General features: G+C 35.3%; 16 protein-coding genes. 13 read left to right on the plus strand and 3 right to left on the minus strand.

What is annotated here, in order from left to right:
• Nucleotides 1-7 precede the first annotated feature (7 nt).
• From Cop2CBH44_RS11230 to Cop2CBH44_RS11255, 6 genes are all read left to right on the plus strand, one after another.
• Nucleotides 8-1,486 carry a RagB/SusD family nutrient uptake outer membrane protein gene (locus tag Cop2CBH44_RS11230; protein WP_200754819.1) on the plus strand — a complete coding sequence of 493 codons (1,479 nt, stop codon included), beginning with the start codon at nucleotides 8-10 and terminating at the stop codon, nucleotides 1,484-1,486.
• Nucleotides 1,487-1,505: 19 nt separating this feature from the next.
• Nucleotides 1,506-2,270 carry a DUF4843 domain-containing protein gene (locus Cop2CBH44_RS11235; protein WP_200754820.1) on the plus strand — a complete coding sequence of 255 codons (765 nt, stop codon included), beginning with the start codon at nucleotides 1,506-1,508 and terminating at the stop codon, nucleotides 2,268-2,270.
• A gap of 12 nt (nucleotides 2,271-2,282) precedes the next feature.
• The gene (locus tag Cop2CBH44_RS11240; RefSeq protein WP_200754821.1) at nucleotides 2,283-3,959 is read left to right on the plus strand and encodes a PKD-like family lipoprotein; all 1,677 of its coding nucleotides are present in this window, start codon (nucleotides 2,283-2,285) and stop codon (nucleotides 3,957-3,959) included.
• Between the two features lie 89 nt (nucleotides 3,960-4,048).
• On the plus strand, nucleotides 4,049-6,385 hold the full coding sequence (locus Cop2CBH44_RS11245) for a S9 family peptidase (RefSeq protein WP_021931725.1): 2,337 nt from the start codon (nucleotides 4,049-4,051) through the stop codon (nucleotides 6,383-6,385).
• 14 nt (nucleotides 6,386-6,399) lie between these two features.
• Entirely contained in the window at nucleotides 6,400-8,715 is a 2,316-nt protein-coding gene (locus Cop2CBH44_RS11250; protein ID WP_200754822.1) for a S9 family peptidase, read from the plus strand.
• Between the two features lie 108 nt (nucleotides 8,716-8,823).
• A complete protein-coding gene (locus Cop2CBH44_RS11255) occupies nucleotides 8,824-11,526 on the plus strand; it encodes a S9 family peptidase (RefSeq protein WP_021931723.1) in 2,703 nt (900 codons plus the stop codon).
• 68 nt (nucleotides 11,527-11,594) lie between these two features.
• Here Cop2CBH44_RS11255 and Cop2CBH44_RS11260 read toward each other — a convergent pair whose 3' ends face one another.
• Nucleotides 11,595-12,797: an MFS transporter gene (locus tag Cop2CBH44_RS11260; RefSeq protein ID WP_200754823.1), complete on the minus strand. Its 1,203-nt coding sequence runs from the start codon at nucleotides 12,795-12,797 to the stop codon at nucleotides 11,595-11,597.
• A 52-nt stretch (nucleotides 12,798-12,849) separates the two neighbouring features.
• Nucleotides 12,850-14,130 (minus strand): DUF2851 family protein, encoded by a 1,281-nt coding sequence (locus tag Cop2CBH44_RS11265; protein WP_021931721.1) that lies wholly within the window; start codon nucleotides 14,128-14,130, stop codon nucleotides 12,850-12,852.
• 116 nt (nucleotides 14,131-14,246) lie between these two features.
• On the opposite strand from Cop2CBH44_RS11265, the gene dapB reads away from it, so the two are divergent.
• Genes dapB through Cop2CBH44_RS11285 form a run of 4 tightly spaced genes read left to right on the plus strand, consistent with a single transcriptional unit; the run spans nucleotide 14,247 to nucleotide 18,120 of the window.
• Nucleotides 14,247-14,960: a 4-hydroxy-tetrahydrodipicolinate reductase gene (gene dapB / locus Cop2CBH44_RS11270; RefSeq protein WP_021931720.1), complete on the plus strand. Its 714-nt coding sequence runs from the start codon at nucleotides 14,247-14,249 to the stop codon at nucleotides 14,958-14,960.
• Between the two features lie 18 nt (nucleotides 14,961-14,978).
• Nucleotides 14,979-16,436 (plus strand): signal peptidase I, encoded by a 1,458-nt coding sequence (gene lepB / locus Cop2CBH44_RS11275; protein WP_021931719.1) that lies wholly within the window; start codon nucleotides 14,979-14,981, stop codon nucleotides 16,434-16,436.
• A gap of 30 nt (nucleotides 16,437-16,466) precedes the next feature.
• Complete coding sequence (gene lepB, locus Cop2CBH44_RS11280) at nucleotides 16,467-17,468, plus strand: signal peptidase I (RefSeq protein ID WP_200754824.1); 1,002 nt, start codon at nucleotides 16,467-16,469, stop codon at nucleotides 17,466-17,468.
• Nucleotide 17,469: 1 nt separating this feature from the next.
• A complete protein-coding gene (locus Cop2CBH44_RS11285; protein WP_021931717.1) occupies nucleotides 17,470-18,120 on the plus strand; it encodes a WbqC family protein in 651 nt (216 codons plus the stop codon).
• A 43-nt stretch (nucleotides 18,121-18,163) separates the two neighbouring features.
• On the opposite strand, the gene Cop2CBH44_RS11290 is transcribed toward Cop2CBH44_RS11285, so the two are convergent.
• The gene (locus Cop2CBH44_RS11290; RefSeq protein ID WP_021931716.1) at nucleotides 18,164-19,705 is read right to left on the minus strand and encodes a bifunctional GNAT family N-acetyltransferase/carbon-nitrogen hydrolase family protein; all 1,542 of its coding nucleotides are present in this window, start codon (nucleotides 19,703-19,705) and stop codon (nucleotides 18,164-18,166) included.
• Nucleotides 19,706-19,851: 146 nt separating this feature from the next.
• Between Cop2CBH44_RS11290 and epsC the strand changes: the two genes are divergently transcribed.
• The 3 genes from epsC (at nucleotide 19,852) to Cop2CBH44_RS11305 (ending at nucleotide 24,588) form a co-directional block, all read left to right on the plus strand.
• A complete protein-coding gene (gene epsC / locus Cop2CBH44_RS11295) occupies nucleotides 19,852-20,751 on the plus strand; it encodes a serine O-acetyltransferase EpsC (RefSeq protein ID WP_021931715.1) in 900 nt (299 codons plus the stop codon).
• A gap of 30 nt (nucleotides 20,752-20,781) precedes the next feature.
• Nucleotides 20,782-22,350, plus strand: a complete 1,569-nt coding sequence (locus Cop2CBH44_RS11300; protein ID WP_246469114.1) for a THUMP domain-containing class I SAM-dependent RNA methyltransferase — start codon at nucleotides 20,782-20,784, stop codon at nucleotides 22,348-22,350.
• Nucleotides 22,351-22,419: 69 nt separating this feature from the next.
• Nucleotides 22,420-24,588 carry a S9 family peptidase gene (locus Cop2CBH44_RS11305; protein WP_200754825.1) on the plus strand — a complete coding sequence of 723 codons (2,169 nt, stop codon included), beginning with the start codon at nucleotides 22,420-22,422 and terminating at the stop codon, nucleotides 24,586-24,588.
• Nucleotide 24,589 lies beyond the last annotated feature (1 nt).

Raw genomic sequence — 24,589 nt, forward strand, 5'->3', positions numbered from 1 at the left:
AAACAAGATGAAAATAAATAAAATCTTTATTATTGCCGGTTTATTAGGAAGTACTCTGTTAAGCTCCTGCGACGACTGGCTCAATGTAATTCCTTCTGACCAAATTAAAGAAGAAGAACTTTTCAAAACTGGTAATGGTTTTCGCAATGCTCTTAATGGTGTGTACCGGCAATTATCGATGAGAGAATTATATGGACGCAATCTCTCTTGGGGCATCATCGAATCCTTAGGCCAAGTATACGACCTGACTGTTGCCTCAGATGCTTCAACTAAGGATATGAAACGGTTATTAGACTACAAATACAAAGATAATGACGTTGTCTCTGTCACAGATGCTATGTGGGAAAAAGCATGGAATTCCATAGCCAATTGCAATAACATCATTCAAAATGTTCAAACCAAAGACAGTACTCTATTTTACGGACGAAATCGAGAAAAAAATATGATTCTCGGAGAAGCAATCGCCCTTCGGGCATATATCCATCTCGACTTATTACGACTATATGCTCCGGCACCTTCGACACACCCTACAAATGTATATATTCCTTACGTTGATGTATACCCATCATATATAAGCAATCGTAAGACAGTCGAAGAATGCTTAAGTCTAATTATTAGAGACCTGAAAGAAGCTCAGTCCATTATGCAAATAGTAGATAAAAACTCAGGGTTCAGTACTTCCAGCAGATTTGAAAACATAGCTTCAGGAGAAGAACGATTTCTCAACAGTCGAGGATATCGTATGAATTATTATGCCATCACAGGAATCTTAGCTCGAGCATATCTATATGCCCAAAAATATGATGAAGCATATACCGAAGCAATGAAAGTCATCAAGAAAAAAAGCAATTTCGCTTTTTCAGATTATTATGATATCGAATATGACGGTAATATGAAATTATATGGAGATGTAATCCTGGCTTTTTATAATACGGACTTAACCGATTGGGACCAAGAGGCCAATCACATAAATGACTCAAAAGAAGATTATGAGAAAACATTTATTGCAATTAATAATGTAGAATCTATTTTTGGAGAAGATTTAGAAGATGATTATCGTTCTAAATATCAAATGGAAGAAGTATATTATAGTTACCGAACATTGAAATATTATAAGCAAGGGCTTAGTTCCATAGTTTCCAGAACAAACAATAATCTCATCCCGGCACTGCGCCTATCAGAAATGTATTATATCGCAGCGGAATCTATTTATGATAAAAATCCGGATGAAGCCCAATCATATCTCGACATTGTAAAAGAGGCTCGTGGACTGGAAGCTTTAGATTACTCAACAGTCAATAGCAAAGACGATTTCATAAAACTGATAGTGAATGATGCCCGACGAGAATTTATAGGCGAAGGACAAATATTCTTTATGTACAAACGCCTAAATCAGCCTATACCTAAAACATCGACTACCAATGTATCTCCTACTAATGAGAATTATGTAATGCCTTTGCCTGATTCGGAAACAAATCTTAATTAAAGAATAAACCATAGAAATAATGAAAAAAATAATATTCATATTAGGATTAATAGCTTCTCTTTATTCTTGTGAAGAGAAAGACTTATTAACTAACGATAACCAAATCTCTTACGTGTCTTTTGCTTTGGATGCTACCAAAGACACCACTGTCACATCATTCGTTTTGTTTAAAGAACCGGAAGATGGCGGTGCCAAAGAAATCGATATAAAAATAGGAGTTACGGTAAATGGAAAAGTCAACCATGAGGATTTGGTATTCAATGTAAGCGCAGACCCTACGGTGACAACATTACCTTCTGACAAATATATTTTGCCAGAAAAATGCATTATCAAAGCCGGGCAATTTACCGATACCATAACGGTGCATTTTATCAATTTTGATGAGTTGAAAACAAAAAATATGTTTTTAGGATTACGGGTAAACGAAACAGAAACGATAAAAAGAGGCAACCGGGAAAACTCAATTGCTATTATTTCCGTAACCGACCGCATATTCAAACCTGAGTGGTGGACTGTTTTCAACTTCAGAGACATGTATAATATAGCTGAAGCATTTTATTTGGGTTCCTATTCCGATAAAAAATATCTGATGTTCTTGGAAGAATTACAAAAAGACGGGGTAGAATTCGATGGAAAAGATACTTATATCCTTCGTAAATATTCTCTAAGATTAAAAAATACAATTAAAGAATTCAATGAAGATCCTGAAAATATAAAAAATGGACTCGTTCCCCTATGGGATGAAGAAAACAATGAAGCAATGCAAGTTCCTGTAGCCGGATAAAATATGAAAGATATGAAAAAGATAATATTATGGATTGTTCTGGTTATAACAGCTGGGACAATAACAAGTTGTTTAGATGATAACGACTTCAATTATATAGAAATCAATGGACTAAAAGAAGACGAAAACGGTGAAACTATTCGGAATTTTGACAGTGAATACTCTCCGTTTCAGGGAGAAGAGCTCCTTTTGGCTCCAACATTTACGTTCACTATTGACAGCATAAACCCTGATGTCAGTTACGAATGGTACATTAACGGAATCAAAACGGACGTCACTACTCCAACCTATCGTTTTTCGTCGGATGTCATCGGAATTTATGAAGTAACTTTTACTATTGTCGATAATAAAACCGGAGTTAAGTTCTCGGCAAATACCAGAATCAACGTACAATCAGCATACGCTAAAGGATGGATGATTTTATCAGAAGGAGCCGATGGTAGTTCTCAACTTTCATTTGTAAAAATGAAAATAGCGACCAACGAAAGTGGTAATGACTCTATCTATTATGTAGGAGAAGACCATGATTTTGTGCCAGGATTAGGTAGTGGTCCTCAGAAGTTATTGGAAAATTTCAATTACGTAGACTATTACAATTTCGGCAATAGTGTAGTATTAAATGACGAAGTCATTGTAATGCAAAAAAACAAATGGGTAGAACTAAACGGAAACTCTTTCACAAGAGAAATATACACTGAGGAAGAATTTATGGACGGAATGCCGGCAGACTGTGAACCCGAAAATGCTGTAATGACTTATACTTCCAAATGTATTCGTGATAAAGAAGGTCGCTTATACTTCAATACAAAAGCTGCTATCAATGATTTCCACGCAGGAAAATACATGAGTGATCCTCTTTTTGGAGGGCAGGTATTCAAAGAAATATATGCAACAAATAAAGCTACTTCAAAAGCAAAATATTTCTTAGCTTTAACCAAAGATGATAATTCATTAGTAGGTATTGTAGATGATGGTCAAGCAAACAGTTCTTCCGAACCTTATGATCCAACGATGAATATGAGTTCTAACCGGCAAAATGGGAATCAAGTTCCAATAACGGAAACGGACGCTAGTAATCCGCAATTTAAGAATATTTCTTATAATATTATAAATATATTTCCACATGTTATTGGGGAATCTAAGCCTTGCAACTGGGTAGCTATTTTAGAAAAGGGGGGACAATACTGGTTTAGGGATTTTACCTTGGAACTCGCTTATGGTAACGAAAAAATAAACATCAAGGCAGATAATATGAAGGTAGTTTCTTCCTCAATGTTCACGAATTACAAAGATGCTGTGGCTTTCCCTCATAAAAAATTTATGATGATTGCAAATGGTAACCAATTATGGTATTGCCCTTTTGAAGCTGGAAGTAACGGTACTGGACTGAAGCTAAAGGACTTCCCTTCCGAAATAGCTTCTATTTCATATAAAGATATTGCTAAATATCCTTATAGTGGTTCTAAACCCGAGTATAACGGACATATAGGTATAGGATTGACTACCGGAGAGTTCTACATTTACGAGGTTATCGAAGAGAAAGACAAGAATAAAGTTCCGACTGGAACCGCAACCTTGAAACAGTTGTACCCGAATGAAAATACTGTAGACAGTAATTTTGGAAAAATAATTGATGTATTATACAAATTTGGGAAACTTTCAAATACAGTCTCTTATAGTATAAACTAAGCCTATTAATAATTCCAATCAATTACATCGGGCATAATTAATCATACCCGATGTAATTATCATTTGACAACAACACACAAAACTTAACTATGAAACTAAAAATCTGTATATTGTTGCTTATACTGTTATCGTCATCAACGATAACTTCTGCCCAGCAAAAAGCAAATTACCAACTTGCTGAAAAATTCAGACAATTTTCTTTGGGCAAACCCTTAAGTAAAATGAGTCTGACTATAACACCTAACCCAATCAACGACTCAGACAAATTTTGGTTTGACTTTACTACGTCAGAAGGTACTAAATACTACTTTGTAGACCCTGATAAAAAAGAAAAAAGTCTACTTTTTAACAACGCTGACATAGCTGAAGGTATAAGTTTAATCACTCGAGATGTCATTTCCCCATTCGATCTTAAAATCTCAGATATTAAATTCTCTAAAGACCTTTCTTCTATTACTTTCGAAAGACGAGGGAAAAAATATGAATACAACCGTAAGTCCAAAAAAGTTTCAGCTATAGTAGAAGAAGAAAAACAGGCAGATGATGACATCATTTTCTCATGGATGAATTTCTCCCCAGACGAAAAATACATCATGTATGCTAAGAACCATAATCTTTATATCAAAGGAAATAAGAAAATGGGAATAGATACAACTGAAATACAATTGACAACTGACGGAGAACGTTACTATTCGTATGCACGTAATTCTGAAAACGACGAAAAAGAAAAAGAAGTTGCAACAAATGCTCGGTGGTGCAAAGACTCCAAACATATCTATATTATACGAGAAGACACACGAAAGCTAAAAGATATGTGGGTCATAAATTCCTTGACCAAACGCCCAACATTAAAAACATACCGATACGAAATGCCCGGTGAAGAAAATCTTACTCAATTTGAACTTTGGATTGGAGATATCGAAAAGAAAAAGTTAGAAAAAGTAGACTTAGAAAAATGGCCTGATCAGTATATTATGCCTCTGACAGATACAAAAAAAGGAGAAATTTTTTTCGAACGTACCAAAAGGACTTGGGACGAAGTTGATATATGTTCTGTAAACACATCTACTCTAAAAGTAAAAGAAATTATACATGAAGAAGACAAGCCATATCGTGACCCACATGCTCGTAGTGTCGCCATTTTGAATGACGGTAAAGATATCCTATTTCGTTCCGAACGTACGGGATGGGGACATTATTATCATTATGACGGAGATGGTAACTTGAAAAACACTATCACTTCTGGGCCATGGGTATCTGGCCAAATAGCCGAAATAGATACTTTAGCTCGCACAATTTACCTCTATGGATATGGTAAAGAAAAAGGGATAAATCCGTATTACTATATGCTTTATAAAGCAAATATAGATAAAGAAGGTGTAACACCATTAAGTACAGAAGACGGACAACATAACGCACGATTCTTAAAATCAAAAAAATATTATATAGATACTTATTCAAGAGTAGACAAGGAGCCTACTATAGTATTAAAAGATAATAATGGAAGGGTTATTCTCGAATTGGCTAAACCAGATCTCAAACCAGTATATGAAGCCGGTTGGAGAAAGCCCGAAAGATTTACGGTAAAAGCAGCTGATGGTATAACTGATCTTTATGGCGTAATGTGGAAACCCGCTGATTTCGATTCGACTAAATGTTATCCGATTATTTCTTGTGTATATCCAGGACCTTATTTTGAATATGTGCCAACAGCATTTATACTGGACAACAGCTATTGTACCCGTATGGCACAATTAGGATTTATTGTTATTACAGTAGGACATCGTGGAGGTTCTCCTATGCGGGGAAAGGTATATCATCGCTTTGGTTATGGAAACATGCGTGACTACCCCTTAGCCGACGACAAAGCAGCAATAGAACAACTGGCTCAAAAATATCCATTTATCAATGGTAAAAAAGTCGGGATATACGGACATTCAGGCGGAGGATTTATGGCCGCAGCAGCCATTTGTACATACCCGGATTTCTACACAGCTGCAGTCTCGTGTTCTGGAAACCATGACAATAATATATATAACCGTGGATGGGCCGAATGCTATCATGGTGTAAAAGAAACTGTAAAAACAGTAAAAGATAGTGTTGGAGTAGAACATAAAGATTATTCCTACTCATGCAAAATTCCTACAAATATGGAAATTGCCAAGAATCTCAAAGGACATCTCCTATTGGTAACTGGAGACATGGACCACAATGTACATCCAGCTAATACTTATCGAATGGCTGACGCACTAATCAAAGCTGGTAAGAATTTTGACTTAATTGTATTGCCTGGTAGTGGACATGGATACTCCGGTGATTCTGAAAAATTTTTCGAACATAAAATGTGGAATTATTTTGCTAAATATCTTCTGCATGACGACCGCTCAGACTCCTGGGGTGAAATAAATGATTGTACTAAAGAATAAAAAACTGATCAACAATGAAAAAATATTTCGTATTCCTGCTTTTGTGTCTGGCTTCCATTTACGGCACTTATGCACAAAAAATAAAACCCAACTTTAAATTAGCTGACAAATGGAGCAATCTTAGAGCAATGAATTTAGGAGATAACTCCCTTTCTTGCTTACCAACATTTATAAATAATACTGATAAATTCTGGTACTCATTCACAACCGATGAAGGGACAAAATACTATTTAGTGGACCCCAAAAAGAAAAAATTATCTCTGCTCTTCGATCCCCAAACAGTGGCCATGCAACTCAATGAGGAAAGTCGCGAAATATTTAATGACAAAAAATTAAATATTTCCCATATAAAATTCAATAAAAAAGGGGACTCTTTTACATTCGAGCACGAAAATAACAAATATCGTTACAATCTAAAAACTCAACAAATCAATAAAATAGATACTGTCAAACCTTGGAAAGGAATAGAAAGCTGGAAACAATTTTCTCCAGACAGTACTTATATTGTCTTTTCTAAAGGGGATAATCTCTTTATGATAAAAAATAAAGAAAAAGGTGGTGATGGGAAAGAAATACAATTAACCTTCGACGGAGAAAAGAATTTTACTTATGCCTACGAACCGGTGGAAGATGATACGATCCCTACAACATCTATCGCCAAATGGTTTAAAAACTCAAAAAAAATATTTGCTTTACGGGACGATAACCGAGAACTAAAAGATTTTTGGGTTATCAATTCTCTTGAACGACCTCGGCCTAAATTAATTACCTATAAATACGACATGGCAGGCGATTCGGAAAGTTTTTATACACATCTTGATGTAATTGATGTAGAAACCCGCAAAATAACCCATATAAAACTTGAAAAATGGCACGACCAATATGTCGAGGTATTATACCCTTCAGAAGACGGTAAACGCATCTATTTTAAACGTACCAATCGAAAATTTGATACTGTGGAGATATGTGTTGGGGATACAGAAACAGGAAAGGTCAAAACTTTAATACAAGAAATCGACAAACCTTATATCGATTTTAAAATGGCAAATGTTACCTTCTTAAATGATGGAAAAGACATTTTATTTCGATCTGAGCGTACCGGATGGGGACATTTCTACCTGTATGATGGAGAAGGAAATTTCAAACACGCAGTTACTTCCGGACCATGGGTAGCCGGCCCAATCAACAAAATTGACACTTTGAAAAGAACCGTCTACTTTTTTGGTTTAGGCAGAGAAAAAAACGTAGACCCGTATTATTACATGTTATATAAAGTCAATATTGACCACCCGGAATCTCTCGAATTATTAACTCCTGGAAATGCTCACCACGCTTCTTCTTTTGTATCCAAATCAGGAAATTACATTATAGATAACTACCAACGTGTAGACCTTGCTCCCTGTCCTGTAGTCCGAAACAAGCATGGAAAAATCATTATGGAACTTCCTAAACCAGATTTAAAGAGAGTTTATGCAGCAGGATGGAAAGCTCCGGAGCGCTTTAGCGTAAAGTCTGCCGATGGAGTTACTGACCTATACGGAGTCATGTGGAAACCTTTTGATTTTGATTCGACCAAATGCTATCCGATTATCTCATATGTATATCCCGGACCTCAATTTGAATTTGTCCCAACACAATTTTCTCTTATCCATGACAGAAATACCCGTCTGGCACAATTAGGTTTCATTGTGATATCCGTCGGACATAGAGGAGGAACACCAATGCGAGGAAAAGCATATCATACATACAGCTCCGGACGCTTACGAGATTATCCTTTAGCCGACGACAAATACGCCATAGAACAATTAGCCCAAAGGTATTCATTCATCAACGGTAAAAAAGTCGGGATATACGGACATTCAGGTGGAGGATTTATGGCTACAGCAGCTATCTGCACATATCCGGATTTCTATTCAGCTGCAGTATCTGCCGCAGGGAACCATGACAATACTATCTACAATAAATGGTTTGTCGAGGTTCACAATGGAGTCACTGAAATTCCTGATACCATATCCGGAAAGAGTTCATGGGAAGTAAATGTCGGAACTAATATGCAATTGGCAAAAAATTATAAAGGAGGACTGCTACTTGTAACAGGTGATATCGATAACAATGTAAATCCTGCACATACCTTCCGCATGGCAAATGCTCTGATAAAAGAAGGAAAAAATTTTGATATGATGGTGCTACCTGGCAGCAAACATGGGTTTACCACAGCCGATGATGTTTTTTACGAACACAAATTATGGTTCCATTTCATTCGTCATCTTATGGACGACAATAGTGCCGACTGGTTCTCTGGAATAAAAGATTACAGAAATCAAAAATAAATATAAATGATTTGTCATAATAATTTACCCATATTTCTATGTTCCCGATAATCTCATTATCGGGAACATAGAAATATGGGTAAAAAATAATAAAAAAATCAAATAATAATGATGGTCAAAAACTCTTTTATTTGCGGTATTCTTTACGGTATATGCTTGACCTTCTTGTGTAATATATCTGGTCAGGCTGAAAAAAAATCATTAGAAATAGATGCCTATAAACGTTGGAAACGTGTAGAATCACCCAATATTTCTTTTTCGGGACGCTGGGTAACCTACCATATCACACCACAAGACTACAATCAAAAAAGCGAAAAGAAATTATATCTATATGACACACAAAAGAAACAATACGATTCTATTCCTAATATCGATCAAGTAATATTTTTATACAACGACCGGTATTTGATGTACGAAACATCCGACACTACAGGTAATACTCATACTATGTTAATGTCTTTGAAAAATAAGAAAACAAGAGAATGGCAATATATAGAACCACTATCTCCTGTCGGTCAGACTGTATTTTCAGCATCAACAATTTACATCCCGGAAGACTCCGTAAAAAGGACACCTCAATTTAATCGTCTGATTATCCGAAATATAGAAACTGGAGATTCTTTACATATCGATAGTATAAAAAGTTACAATTTTTACAATCACAATAAATCTATAATATTCATTCAAAAACATCAACAAGGAAACCAAATCCTTTATGGTCCTATAGCTGGTCCATATAAAGTTTTATATCAAGGAAATGAGAAGTATCCTGAACATTTCAATTTTTCAGAAAAGACTCTCACCGGTTCATTCAATATAGGAGAAGATTCTCTCTGGTACAACTTCTCCTTAAAAAATAAAAAATATAATTTATTATTAGATAAAAAAGAAATCCCTGTTCCTGCTGGAATGGAGATACATAAACTTAATCTTGCCAATAATAAAAAGTATTTTACTCTCGAACTTAAACCTATAACAACGAATAAACAAAATACGGTTAATAAGAAAAAAAATAAAAATTCTGATTCAAGTTTTGAATTAGAATTATGGACTTGGAATGAATACGAAGTACCGACAACTCAACGAAAAAGCCGGTACAACAAACAAGAATACGACAAATATATCTACATCCCCGAAAATAAAAGATTGGTCATGGTCGCCCCTGCAAAATTCGATGTATATTATCCTTACGACTGCGACGATATCCGCTTTGTCATCTCTACTGATGATGGACCTTACCTAAAGGACAAAGAGTGGGTAGATGATACTCCTTTTGATATATACTTAACTGATTTATCTACAGGAAAGCGGCAACTCGTCGGAACAAAATACCGAAAACGTCCAGAATGGGGTCCTAAAGGCAAATACGCAGTCATGTATGATCCTATAAATCACATTTGGAACAAAATAGATGGAACAACAGGAAAAGTATCTGATATATCAACTGCTACAGGCGATCAAATGTACTATAAATTATATGATAAACCTGCCCCAGCACCATCATATGGAATAGCCGGATGGATGGCTGACGGTAATTCTGTTTTATTATACGGAGAATATGATTGGTGGAAAATTGATTTGACAGGGAAAGACATGCCTGAATGTTTCACTCAAGAATACGGGCGTAAAAATAAAATGTCTATACGTAAGATTACCTCAAATTTTGATACTAAAGTTTTCTCCCCTAATGAAAATATTTTAGTCAAACTATTCAATCATATCACTAAAGAAGAAGGTATTTATTCCCTTAACGAAAATGGGAAATTGAAGAAATTAACCTATGGACCTTACCAATATTCCATTCATAAAATATCCGAAAACAAGAAATATTGTATATGGGTACGTCAAAATATTGATGAGTTTAGAGACCTGTGGTGGAGCAAAATAGATTTTTCCAACCCAACACGAATAACAAATGCTAATCCACAGCAGAGCGAATATAAATGGGGAACGGTAAAAGTTGTCAAATGGACCAATTATGAAGGAAAAGAAAACGAAGGATTACTCTACTTACCCGAAAATTATGATTCAACCAAAAAATATCCGACACTCGTACAATTTTATGAAACACATTCTAACGATGCTTATGTTTATCGTACTCCCGGACTAAGTAGCGCTATGGCCGATATTATAACCTTCGTAAGCAATGGTTATATTGTATTTACACCTGATATCCATTTTACAATTGGTATGCCCGGAAAAAGCTGTTACGACGCAGTAGTAAGTGGAACACAAATGCTAATTGATAAAGGGATTGCTACTCCTGGGAAAATAGGTTTACAAGGGCACAGTTGGTCTGGATTCCAAACGGCTTATCTGGTCACAAAAACAAACATGTTCGCTTGTGCAAATATAGGAGCACCGATAGTTGATATGGTTACCGGATATTTAAGCATTCGTAATGGCAGTGGTATGCCTCGTATGTTTATGTATGAAGAAACTCAAAGTCGAATGGGTAAAACTCTTTGGGAAGCAAAAGATAAATATTTAGCAAACTCACCTTTATTAGATGCTGATAAGATAGAAACCCCTCTGCTAATATACCACTGCGATGCTGATGAAGCCGTTCCTTATGAACAAGGACGAGCCTTGTACCTGGCCATGCGCAGACTAAGGAAACCCGCTTGGTTATTAAATTATAAAAATGAAGGTCATTTTCTTTCAGGAGAAGGTGCTCAAAGAGACTGGACTATACGAATGACACAATTCTTTGACTATTATCTAAAAGAAACAAAAGAGCCACGTTGGATGAAAGAAGGTATTAATATCAACGAACGGGGCATAGACCAAAAATATGACTTAATTCAATAAAATCTACTTTTAACATAAGAATATAAAAAGCTCAGATATAAAAATATTCTGAGCTTTTTTTATTCCCTCTATTTCCTCTTCCCTAAATTAGGAAGAAAACCGGTAACAATACCAATAAGGAGCAACCAGGAACAAACATGATACACATATTCAATGCCTCTGTCATCAGCAATGTTACCCAAGACTGCAGATGCAATACCGGCAATGCCAAATGCCAGACCAAAGAATAGACCGGCAATCATACCAACCTTTCCCGGCAACAACTCCTGTGCATAAACTAATATAGCGGAAAATGCAGAAGAAATAATCAAACCGATGAATATACTCATGATACATGTTCCCGTCAATCCCATATAAGGCATTGCTAATGTAAAAGGTGCAGCCCCTAATATCGATACCCAAATTACATATTTTCGACCCACTTTATCTCCAATAGGGCCACCAACCAATGTTCCTACCGCGACAGAAAACAAAAAAGCAAACAAATAAAATTGTGACGCTTGTACAGATATACCGAACTTATGGATCAAATAAAAAGTATAATAACTATTAATACTGGCTAAATATACATATTTTGAAAAAATGAGTATCAACAAAATGCATAAAGAAAATACTATTTTACGATGAGATAAATGTGCGTTTACTTCTTTCACTTTATTGGCTGCCCGTTGGCGCAAAAAATACAAATTTCGTTTATACCAACGGCTGATAGGGAACATTACTCCAATACATAAAAGAGCTACGACTGTAAACCATGCAACATTTCTCTGCCCAAACGGTGCTATGACTAAAGCTGCTAACAATGGACCTAAAGATCCCCCTAAATTCCCCCCTACCTGAAAAATTGATTGAGCCAAACCCGGCCGACCTCCTGATGCCAAATATGCCAAACGTGATGCTTCCGGATGAAAAATAGAAGAACCTATCCCTATTAATGTAACCGATATAAGCACCATACCCAAAGAATTTGAAAAAGCTAATAGAAATAATCCACATAAAGTAGAAGTCATCCCTACCGGTAATGAATAAGGTTGTGGTTTTTTATCTGTATACCATCCTACTACAGGCTGAAATACCGACGATGAAAACTGAAAAACCAATGTTATTAGTCCTATTTGAGAGAACGACAGAGTCAATGATTGTTTTATCAGTGGATAAATAGCTGCAATAAGAGTTTGTAATGTATCATTCAACATATGGCTCAAACCTAAAGCCAATAAAACAGAAAATGCAGTACCCCCTGCAGCAAAACTTCTCGCCTGCTTAGTCATAACTTTCTACCTTAATATCTTTTGAAAATCCAGGCAAAGGTATGAAAAAACATTATTTCAGTGCCATTTGAGATAATAGTTTATGACCTATACGACAATAAAGGCATTTACGGGAATCACAATATATTTTATGTAATTGAATCAAAGCTTGACTCTCTAATGCATTTCCAGCTTTAATTCCTGCCTCACGAAACTGACGAATAATCATATTCTCTTCAGGACGTAAAGACTCCAGAAGAAGTAAAGCCCGGTCACAATATAAATCACTACCCACTTTTATACCATAACTATACAGCAATGGAGCCACAGTATTTATCAAGATTATATCAATTGCCGTATTTCCTAAAACTTTTATTACAGAAGGAGATTGCTGCCCAAATGCATAATGGGTATCCCAATATCCACTCAATCGAAAATGAAAAATATCCCGAAATTCCTTCTCTTCCTTTCTCTCACAAATCTGAGAAAATAAAGAAAAACCTTGATGTATAATTTGAGCAAGAATTGCAATCCGCTGATGAGGAAAATTTACTGGCCGTAATCGGAAAAACTTCCAACTGTCACCATTAATCGGAGTCAAACCAAATTTATTCTTTAAAAATGCATATTCATCACACAAGCGATTATAATAAACATCATCCCCACATGCCTCTCGTTCTAAAAGACCAGCTTGTCCAAAAAGAAAAGCTTCAATCTGGAATAATGAATTAGCATGTTTTTGCATAAATAGAAGTGGCAAACTGCGGGCCAAACGTTCAAATGTATCACTATTTGTTCCAAAACCTAACGTTCTGGAAAATGTAATATAGCAGACATCTTCCCAACTACCTTTATACATGTCCAACCAGTTCAATATACGATCCGATTTCTGCTGCAAACGTTCAATAGAAAGAGCACTTATCCAATCAGACAAAAGAAGAGGTGGCAATTCGTCCAAACGGTGACCACAAGGTAAAAAAGCATCACGCTGCACCAAACGCACATAATCCTCCCGAAAGCGTGGAGAACACTCCATCTCAAGTTGGGGAATAGGCTCCCCATTCATACGAAAAATCTTACAATCAGCTTTTTCCACAACATGTAATATAACAGAATCGTATGCTTTATCCTGCTGGTGATTATGTCGCAACCAATCAGATGAACGTTGATGTATCTCTACATTACCTGCCCACAATTTCTCTCCAATCTTAATTTTAGCATTAAAAAAATCCGGTCCAGAATCTGTATTTTGCCGTCCAGGGTCAATCACTTGTACTCGTAACCCATCCGTTGTCTTCAATTCTTTTGCCGAAAATAAACGATGCAACCAAATATAATACATCAGCTTTTCCATAAAATGAACCTTTTATATCTGAAAAATCAATTGACTTTCATTATATTTGCAAGATAAACTATATCTTCGAATCTGAGAAGAAGGGTACTGATGTTTTTAAACAGAATTTGTAAAAAATGAAATTAGCACTGATAGGATACGGCAAAATGGGCCGTACAATAGAAAAAATAGCCCTATCCAGAGGGCATGAAATTGTAAGTATTATCGATGTCGACAACCAAAATGATTTTACATCTGAAGCTTTCAAAAGTGCGGATGTCGCCATAGAGTTTACCATGCCTACAGTTGCAATACAAAATTATCGCAAAGCTTTTGAGGTCCATGTTCCTGTAGTATCCGGAACTACTGGATGGCTCGAACACTTACCGGAAATAAAAAACGCGTGCGAAAATGGCGCAACATTCTTTTACGCATCAAATTTCAGTTTGGGAGTGAATATTTTCTTTGCCGTGAACAAATACTTAGCAAAAATAATGAAGGGCTTTCCCTCGTATCAGGTAAAAATAGAAGAAACCCACCATATTCATAAATTAGATGCACCCAGCGGAACAGCCATAACTTTAGCAGAAGATATAATTAAAACAATCGGAAGAAAAAACAAATGGACCGGAAACCTAGATGCTAAAGATGACGAAATAGAAATAAAATCCATACGAGAAGGAGAAATTCCCGGAATACATACAGTTATCTATGAATCGGATGTAGATACGATAAAAATTACACACGACGCAAAAAGTCGGGAAGGTTTCGCTCTCGGTGCAGTTATCGCAGCAGAATTTACATGTGGTAAAAAAGGTTTTTTGACCATGCAAGACATGCTTAAGTTTTAATTAAAAACAACAGATACAATGGAAAATCAACCCAATAATAATATAAAATCAAAACAGGAACTCCCAAAGAAATGCCCTTTCCACGGAATACCTATTTCACGGTGGATACGTTTTGGTTTGGCTTCATTAATTTTAGTAGGATTTGCCATATGGTTAAATAATTATACCGTATTGCTTCTACTTATCCTTTTTGTCGATATATATCTTACCCGATATATACCTTGGGGATTCTGGCGAAAATCCAAAAATAAAACATTCAGAAAAACAATGGAATGGGTAGATGCTATCTTATATGCCTTAGTTGCTGTATACCTTATCAACACCTTTTTCTTTCAAAACTATAAAATACCTTCTTCCTCTTTAGAAAAATCTTTATTGGTGGGAGACTATTTGTTTGTTAGCAAACTAAGCTTCGGACCTCGTGTCCCCAACACTCCCCTATCCTTCCCTCTTGCCCAACATACTCTTCCCATAATCAATACAAAATCATATATTGAAAAACCCCAATGGCCTTATCACCGATTGAAAGGAACTGGTACTGTACAACGTAACGACATTGTCGTTTTCAACTTTCCAGCCGGAGATACTGTCGCCTTAAAAATACAAAATCCAGATTATTATACCCTTTGTTACCGAGAAGGTCGAGAGGTTGTCAACAGGAATAAAGATATATTTGGAGAGATAGTTTTTCGGCCCGTAGACCGTCGAGAAAATTATGTAAAGCGATGTATCGGAATGCCCGGCGACACTTTTCAAGTCATCAATAATCAAGTCTATATCGATGGGAAAAAACTTAAAAACCCTGAAAATATGCAACTCAACTATTATGTTATGACCAATGGTGTACGATTAGGAGAACAAAATTTCAGGGACTTGGATGTAAGTGTAGATGACAGATATTTAATAAATGATGACGCCAATTACAATCAAATATTGAGCTACCTTGGATTCACGCCGAATGCTGACGGAAGCTTCAATCCCGTTTATCGATTACCTTTAACACAAAAAGCTTTGAACAAAGTAAAAGGATATAACTTTATTACTCAAATAAAAGGAGAACCGGGTGAATTTGGAGGAGAAACATATCCTTTAGGATATAACGAAAATTGGACTCGTTCCGACTATGGTCCCATATGGATTCCCAAGCGGGATGCGACACTAAACTTGACTTTAGAAAATTTACCTATATACGAACGTGTAATAAGAAATTACGAAGGTAATAGTCTCGCTATCAAAAATGATAAAATTTATATCAACGATAAAGAAACTAATCAATATACCTTTAAAATGGATTACTACATTATGTTAGGAGATAATAGGGACAACTCGGCAGACAGCCGTTCTTGGGGATTTGTTCCAGAAGATCATATTGTTGGTAAGCCATTGTTCGTATGGTTGTCCTTAGATAAGGATAGAAAATGGTTTGATGGATGGATTCGTTTCAATCGTCTTTTCAAATCGGTTGGACGAGAATAATCAACTCTCAGACTATACAGGAATACAATTGTGAAGAAAAGAATAAAAATCAATTGGAAACTGATTCTCATGATTCTGATAACTGTATGGCTTATTAGAAATATATGGGTTGAACTATATCGCATTCCTCATAACCAAATGGAAGAATCTTTATTAGGTGGAGATAATTTATTTATAAATAAATGGAGCTACGGGTTAAGATTACCTCAAACCCCAATTGCTGTCCCCTTCTTTCAAGACTCCATTACTGGAACAAAGATGAAGTCATATTCTTCAATCCCGTATTTTCCCTACTACCGTATTTTCCCAAAGGAAGTAAAACGAAATGATATTATTGTCTTCAACCGCCCGGATACAAAAAACCTTTCCATCCCTATAGACAGGAGAAAAATTGCCATAGGCCGATGTGTCGGACTACCTGGAGACACTGTGCGCATGTATAACGGGCATCTTTATATCAACAGGAGAGAAATTGCACAGCCCCCCCATGCAAAAGAATCATACTTGATACCAGATTCTTTAGAGTATAAATTTCAAAATATATTACAACAATTAAAAATTGCAGACCCAGGGTTTGAAACCATCAAAGAAAACCGAATTCGTTTTTTCCCAAAGTATCAAGCCGCCCAAATACAATCTTTTTACAATACCAACAATATACTTATTCCCATACACTTAAAGCGAAATAATTTTACAATCATATTACCTCGTGTTGATGAACCGGTGCAAATTACACCTGAAAATATAAACTTAATTTATCCGCTTCTTGTCATCCATGAAGGACGCAATATTATTAAAAAAGGCAATCATTTGTTCGAAAACGGTAAAAAAATATACTATTCCCGCTTCACTCAACCTTATTATTGGATTATGGGAGACAATAGAGAAAAAGCAACAGACTCTCGCATATTCGGAGCTGTACCACATTCTCATATTATAGGAAAAGGGTCATTTATCTGCTTTTCTTTTGACCCTCAACGACCATTTTATAAAGCATTAAGACATAACCGTATATTCAAAACTATTGACTAAAATGTATGACATAGCCTACTTATCAACAGCATATCTACCTCCAATATCATATTTTAGTAAATTATATCATTATAATCAAATTGGGATAGAAATATATAGTAACTACACAAAACAGACCTACCGAAACCGTTGTAACATTATAGGTGCAAACGGTATTATGCCTCTTTCCATACCTATCATAAAACCCCTACAGTCAAAGTGTCCAGATAAAGATATACGCATATCTGACCACGATAATTGGCAACATCTACATTGGAATGCGATTGTCTCAGCTTATGGCTCTACACCATTTTTCGAGTATTATCAGGATGATTTACTCCCATTTTATAAAAAGAATTTGAAAGGATATTTTTTACTCGACTTTAACAGTGAACTTTTAAGTACAGTATGTGAATGGCTGAACATCTCTCCTGACATTCATTTCACAAATCAATATAAAATGACATTTACATCTAAAGAGAAAGATTTCAGAGAAGCCATACATCCCAAACACTCCAATGACAAAGAATTTATACCTTTAAAATATTATCAAATCTTTAGTGGAAAATATGGATTTATACCCGATATGAGTATCATCGACTTAATATTCAACATGGGGCCTGAATCAATATTGATACTAAATAATTCAATAAAAAAACATATAAGCATATGAACAATGCTTATATGTTTATAAATATTTTAATACATAAAAAAGTCTACTCCGCTTTTTTCTTCAAACGCAAATCATATAAATCATGTCGACGATCACGAAGATTGCGCACACTACCGTAAGTATGCAACTCATTAAGTAAATCTAAATCAACATCTGAAATCAATATCATTTCCGTATTAGGTGTAGCCTCTGCCCTTTTTCCATCTGTAGGAAAAGCAAAATCACAAGGAGTAAATACTCCTGATTGGGCATACTGAATATCCATATTATGTACACGGGGCAAATTACCAACAGAACCTGCTATAGCAACAAAACATTCATTCTCAATAGCTCGTGCCTGAGCACAGACTCGAACCCGAGAATATGCATTCTGTGTATCAGTTAAAAATGGAACAAACAAAATTTGCATGCCTTGTTCTGCCATAATACGAGATAATTCGGGAAATTCTACATCATAGCAAATCAAAACACCAATTTTAGCACAATCTGTATCAAAAGTCTTTACAATATTTCCACCTGAAAGTCCCCAACTCTTCGCTTCATCCGGAGTAACATGCACTTTCTCATACATATCGTAACTTCCATCCCTACGACACAAAAAACCCACATTATACAACCCTCCGTCTTTTATCAAAGGCATACTTCCTGTTATAATATTTATATTATAGCTAATGGCCAAATTTATAAAACGGTCTCGCATATCTTCGGTATACTGAGCCAATCCTCGAATTGCTTCAGATTCACCCAAATGATTAAATTCTGCCATTAAAGGAGCATTAAAATATTCTGGAAAAAGAACAAAATCACTTTTATAATCCGATACAGCATCTACAAAATATTCAACTTGCTCAAATACATCATCTATACTTTTATACGACCGCATCTGCCACTGGACAAGACCTAACCGGACAGTAGGTTTTGTTACTTTAAATTCTGATGTTGGTGGCGTATAATATATATTATCCCATTGTAATAATGTAGCAAAATGTTTCGACTCCTCATCATTGGGTAAATAATTAGTCATTACTTTACGCACATGAAAATCATTCGAAAGCTGGAATGTAAGGACCGGATCATAAATTTCCTTCATTTTTACCTGCTGTATATATTCTTTTGGACGCATAACATCAGCATATTTATGATAATTAGGTATACGACCACCAAACATTATAGCTTTCAAATTAAGTCGTTCACACAACTCTTTACGATAATCATACATGCGTCGACCTAAACGTAATCCCCGATAATCAGGATGAATAAATACCTCTATTCCATACAAAATATTACCATTAGGATTATGAGTAGAAAATGTCTCGTTCCCCGTAACTTTTGCGTATGTATGATCATTTTTTACTAAATCATAGTCGACAATTAAAGACAAAGCACATCCCACTATCTTTTCATCTACTACTGTAACAAATTGTCCTTCAGGAAAAATCTGTATTAGTTTCTCTATTTGTTTATGAGTCCAAAATGTATCCGAACCATCCGAATACACCCGACGAAATGATTGTGATAATTGTACATAATCAGAAATTTGCAAATTTCTAATTTCGACTTTATTAATTTTATGTATAGGTTCCATTACAATAATTTTAATTATGGGTACAAAGATATATCGATATAAATAAAAGTGTGCTTTCGTTTATTTTCTTTTTCACTTTTCCAGTAAAATATCCATAAGAATTTTTAACTTTGCAAATTAGGATAACTTTATAATAAATAGGGGGAATGAACCTGCATAAATATTCGGAAATAATTACATCAACAGTAACCGAACTTTCGGAATACGAGTCTGTAAAATTATTATGCCTTCAACACCACGAAGGAGAACCTTATCCTTCCGAAACTATTCTACAAGAAATTATAAAATTATGTCGTTCATTACTCTTTCCTGGTTATTTCGGACATTCCAATGTAAATAGGCGCAATATAACTTATTATTTGGGAGTAAACACCGAAAAATTATACGAATTGCTTTCAGAACAAATTCTTGCAGGATTATGCTTCATCTGCGATCGGACTAAATATGTTAGCCTTGAAGGCATGCGGGAGGAAGCTGTAAAAATAGCAGCTGAATTCATAAAGAGTTTACCAGAACTACGCAAAATATTGACGACAGATGTCATAGCCGCTTACAATGGAGACCCAGCTGCCGAAAGTTATGGAGAAGTCATTTTCTGTTATCCGGCTATTCGTGCTATTAGTAATCATCGAATAGCCCATCAATTATTAAAATTAGGTGTCCCTCTAATTCCTCGTATGATATCTGAAATGGCTCATTCAGAAACGGGTATAGATATACACCCAGCAGCCACTATAGGCAGTTACTTTACTATAGACCATGGTACTGGCGTAGTAATTGGTGCGACAGCAATTATAGGTAATAATGTAAAAATCTACCAAGGAGTCACATTGGGTGCCAAAAGCTTTCCTTTAGACGAAAACGGTAACCCTATAAAAGGTATACCTCGCCATCCTATTATCAAGGATAATGTTATCATATATTCTAATGCTTCGATATTAGGCCGAATAACAATAGGAGAGGGTGCAACTATAGGAGGCAATATATGGGTAACAGAAGATGTTCCTGCTGGAGCCCGAGTAATGCAAAGTAAAGCTCGACAATAATTATAATATGTCTACCAAACAGTAATTCAAGTGAAAAACGAGAAATTCGAAATTATAGCAAAAACATTCCAAGGATTAGAAGATGTCTTGGCTGAGGAAATATCTATTTTAGGAGGTGAAAATATAGAGATTGGACGCCGTATGGTCTCTTTTATCGGAGATAAAGAACTCTTATACAAATCTAATTTACAACTCCGTACTGCTTTAAGAATATTAAAGCCAATCTATCAATTCACAGCAAACAATACCGACGAAGTATACGAAAAAATTAAAGAATTCAATTGGGATAAATATCTCTCCCCAAGTCAGACATTTGCCATCGATTCGGTTGTCTATTCCGAAGAATTTAAACATTCTAAGTTTGTTACATATCGTACAAAAGATGCTATTGCTGATTACTTTTCTGAAAAAACAGGAAATCGACCATCTGTACGTATCAATAATGCTGATATCATATTAAATTTACATATATCACAACATAATTGTACTTTGTCACTTGACAGCTCTGGAGAATCATTACATAAAAGAGGTTACCGTATAGAACAAACCGAAGCTCCTATAAACGAAGTATTAGCTGCCGGAATGATATTAAAAACAGGATGGAGAGGTGAAAAAAATTTTATAGATCCTATGTGCGGCTCAGGGACTCTATTAATAGAAGCTGCAATGATTGCTACCAACACGGCACCCGGAATATATCGTAAAGATTTTGCCTTCGAACGTTGGAACGACTACGATGAAGAACTATTTGACAAACTCTATAACGATGACAGCATGGAAAAAACGTTCGAATACAAAATATTCGGATCGGATATTTCCCCTAAAGCTATAGCTATAGCCGAACGTAATATAAAAAGTGCTGGAATGTCAAAATACATCGATTTAAAAGTTTTACCTTTTCAACGATATGAAGAAGCTCCAGAAAACGGTATATTAGTGACAAATCCTCCTTATGGGGAACGCATTTCGAGCCAAGATCTATTGGGCCTATATGAAATGATAGGAGAACGTCTCAAACATGTATTTAAAGGATACGACGCGTGGATAATCAGCTACCGGGAAGAATGTTTTGATAAAATTGGATTAAAACCGGCATTGAAATTAGAATTAATGAACGGAGCTTTGGAGTGTCAATACCGTAAATATGAAATCTTCAATGGTAAATACAATGACTTTAAACGGGAAACAGGGGGATTTCGTGAAAAACAAAAAGAAGATAAAATTCCGTCTTTTAGATTCAAATATCAAACCAATTTAAAAAAATCTACCGATAAGGAAAATCTCAAAAGAGGTAAGCAAAAACCCGAAATACTACATGGAGAAGAAGCCTTAGAAAAATTTGTCACATTCAAGCTTCCATCTATAGAAGACCCAACAGTGGATAATCGACCCGGATGGAAAAAATTACGAGATAAAAATATTGAACGAGAAAAAAAGTTAAAAGAGAAGAAAAGAAAACCCAATAGTGATGAACTTGGTGATAAATCTTCCAAAAAAAGAAATCACTTTTCTTCTTTTAAACAACGAGAAAATCATTTCAGAGATAAAAACAATAAATCTAATGATAGGTCTTTTGACGGCAGAAAAAAGCATAAATGACCATTCTGTATATTGATATTTTACTCTATACGAAATATTTGATGTATAATAAGATGCAAGAATCATAAAATGAAACAACTTATATATTTTATTTTATCAATCGTTATCAGCATACCGACTATGGCCCAAAAGAAAAATCTCACATTCGAGCATTTAGTTCCGGGCGGTAAACAATACACACGCTTATCTCCTCAGTTTAAGGCACCAAAACTATTGAACTTTTATGGTAATGATTACATATATCTTTTAAATGACACCGTATACAAAGTTTTTCCAAATAAAAATTTTGAAAAAAAAGTATGGTTTACTACCGAAAGCCTTAACCAAATTGTAAAAAAATATGGAATACCTCAATTAAAACAAATTCCTTCTTTCTCAATACAGAATACAGCAAAAGGTCTTGTTGTACGCATCAGTTACAAAAATTATATTTTTGACTTTTCACCGGACAATAAAAAAATAAGCAATCTTTATACTTTCAATCACGAAGATGAAAATACAGATTATAATCCCCAAAAAGAATGCTATGCATTTACACAAGGAAACGGATTGTACCTATTGACTCAAAACGGTAAACGTATCTGTATTGCCAAAGATTCAGACAAGAATATATCTTATGGCTCTAATTATATTTACCGTAATGAATTCGGACAGAAAAAAGGGACATTCTGGTCTCCCCAAGGAAATGCACTCGCTTTTTACAGAATGGATGAAAGTAATGTTGCCGAGTACCCGATTGTAAATATCTCAACCAATATTATTGCACAATCTCATCCTATAAAATATCCTATGGTCGGACAAAAAAGTCATACGACTAGTATTGGGATTTACCGACCTGAAACAAACAAAACTATTTACCTAAAAACAGGTGCTCCAGAAGAACGATATTTAACAAACCTGACATGGTCTCCTGATGAAAAAGAAATTTACCTTCAAGAACTCAATCGCCAGCAAGATACATGTCAACTTATTGCTTACAGTAGCGAAACTGGAGAAAGGCTACGAATTCTTTTTACTGAAACCCATGCGAAATATACAGAGCCTGAATTTCCCTTAACATTTATTCCAGGAAAATCAGACCAGTTTTTATTATTAAGCCGTCGTGACGGATACAGACACATTTATCTTTACAATACTTCTGGCAAACTAATACGTCAACTGACACAGGGATCTTGGGAAGTTACTAGTATATATATACCTGATAACAAAAAAAATACCGTATATATAGGAAGTACCGAATCATCTCCTTTAGAAACAAATTTTTATGCTGTAAATATAACAAATGGTAAAAGAACACCTCTCACAACAGAACATGGTGTCCATAAAATCATAGCAGATACTTCTGGACGATACATAATCGACCAATATAGTAACCATAATACACCTCTTATACAACAATTTATTGACACAAAATCTGGAAAAAAACATAAAATATTTTCAGCAGAAGATCCTTACAAAAATTATAATTATCCCCAAATTGAAACAGGGACTATAAAAGCAAACGATGACAGTACCAACCTGTATTTCCGAATGGTAAAACCTTTAAATTTCGACCCAAATCACAAATATCCAGTAATTGTATACGTTTACGGAGGGCCACATGCACAAATGATAAAAAATTCATGGAAATGGGATGTCAGAGGATTTGACATTTATATGGCCCAAAAAGGATACATTGTCTTCACATTAGACAATAGAGGTTCAGCCAACCGAGGATTAGAATTTGAAAATATAACTCACCGACAACTCGGAAAGATAGAATCAGAAGACCAAATAACCGGTATCGAATTTTTAAAAAAACAACCATTTGTCGATACAGACCGAATCGGTGTACATGGATGGAGTTTTGGAGGTTTTATGACTACATATTTATTGACTCATTATCCCCAAATATTTAAAACAGGAGTAGCCGGCGGTCCTGTTATAGATTGGTCTTTCTATGAAATTATGTATGGAGAACGTTATATGGGAACCCCTCAAAACAATCCGGAGGGATATAAAAACTCTAATCTAAACAATTTTTCTAAAAACTTAAAAGGAAGATTACTCCTCATACATGGTGATGAAGATCCAGTCGTTGTATGGCAAAATAGCCTTAGTTTTTTAAAAAGTTGTATTAAAAATCGCACTTATCCTGATTATTTTGTATACCCGGGGCATGTCCATAACGTTATTGGACCAGATAGAGTACATCTACATGAAATAATTGCTCGTTACTTTGATGATCACTTAAAATAAA

Source organism: Coprobacter secundus subsp. similis (assembly GCF_015097275.1).
GTDB classification, from domain to species: domain Bacteria; phylum Bacteroidota; class Bacteroidia; order Bacteroidales; family Coprobacteraceae; genus Coprobacter; species Coprobacter secundus.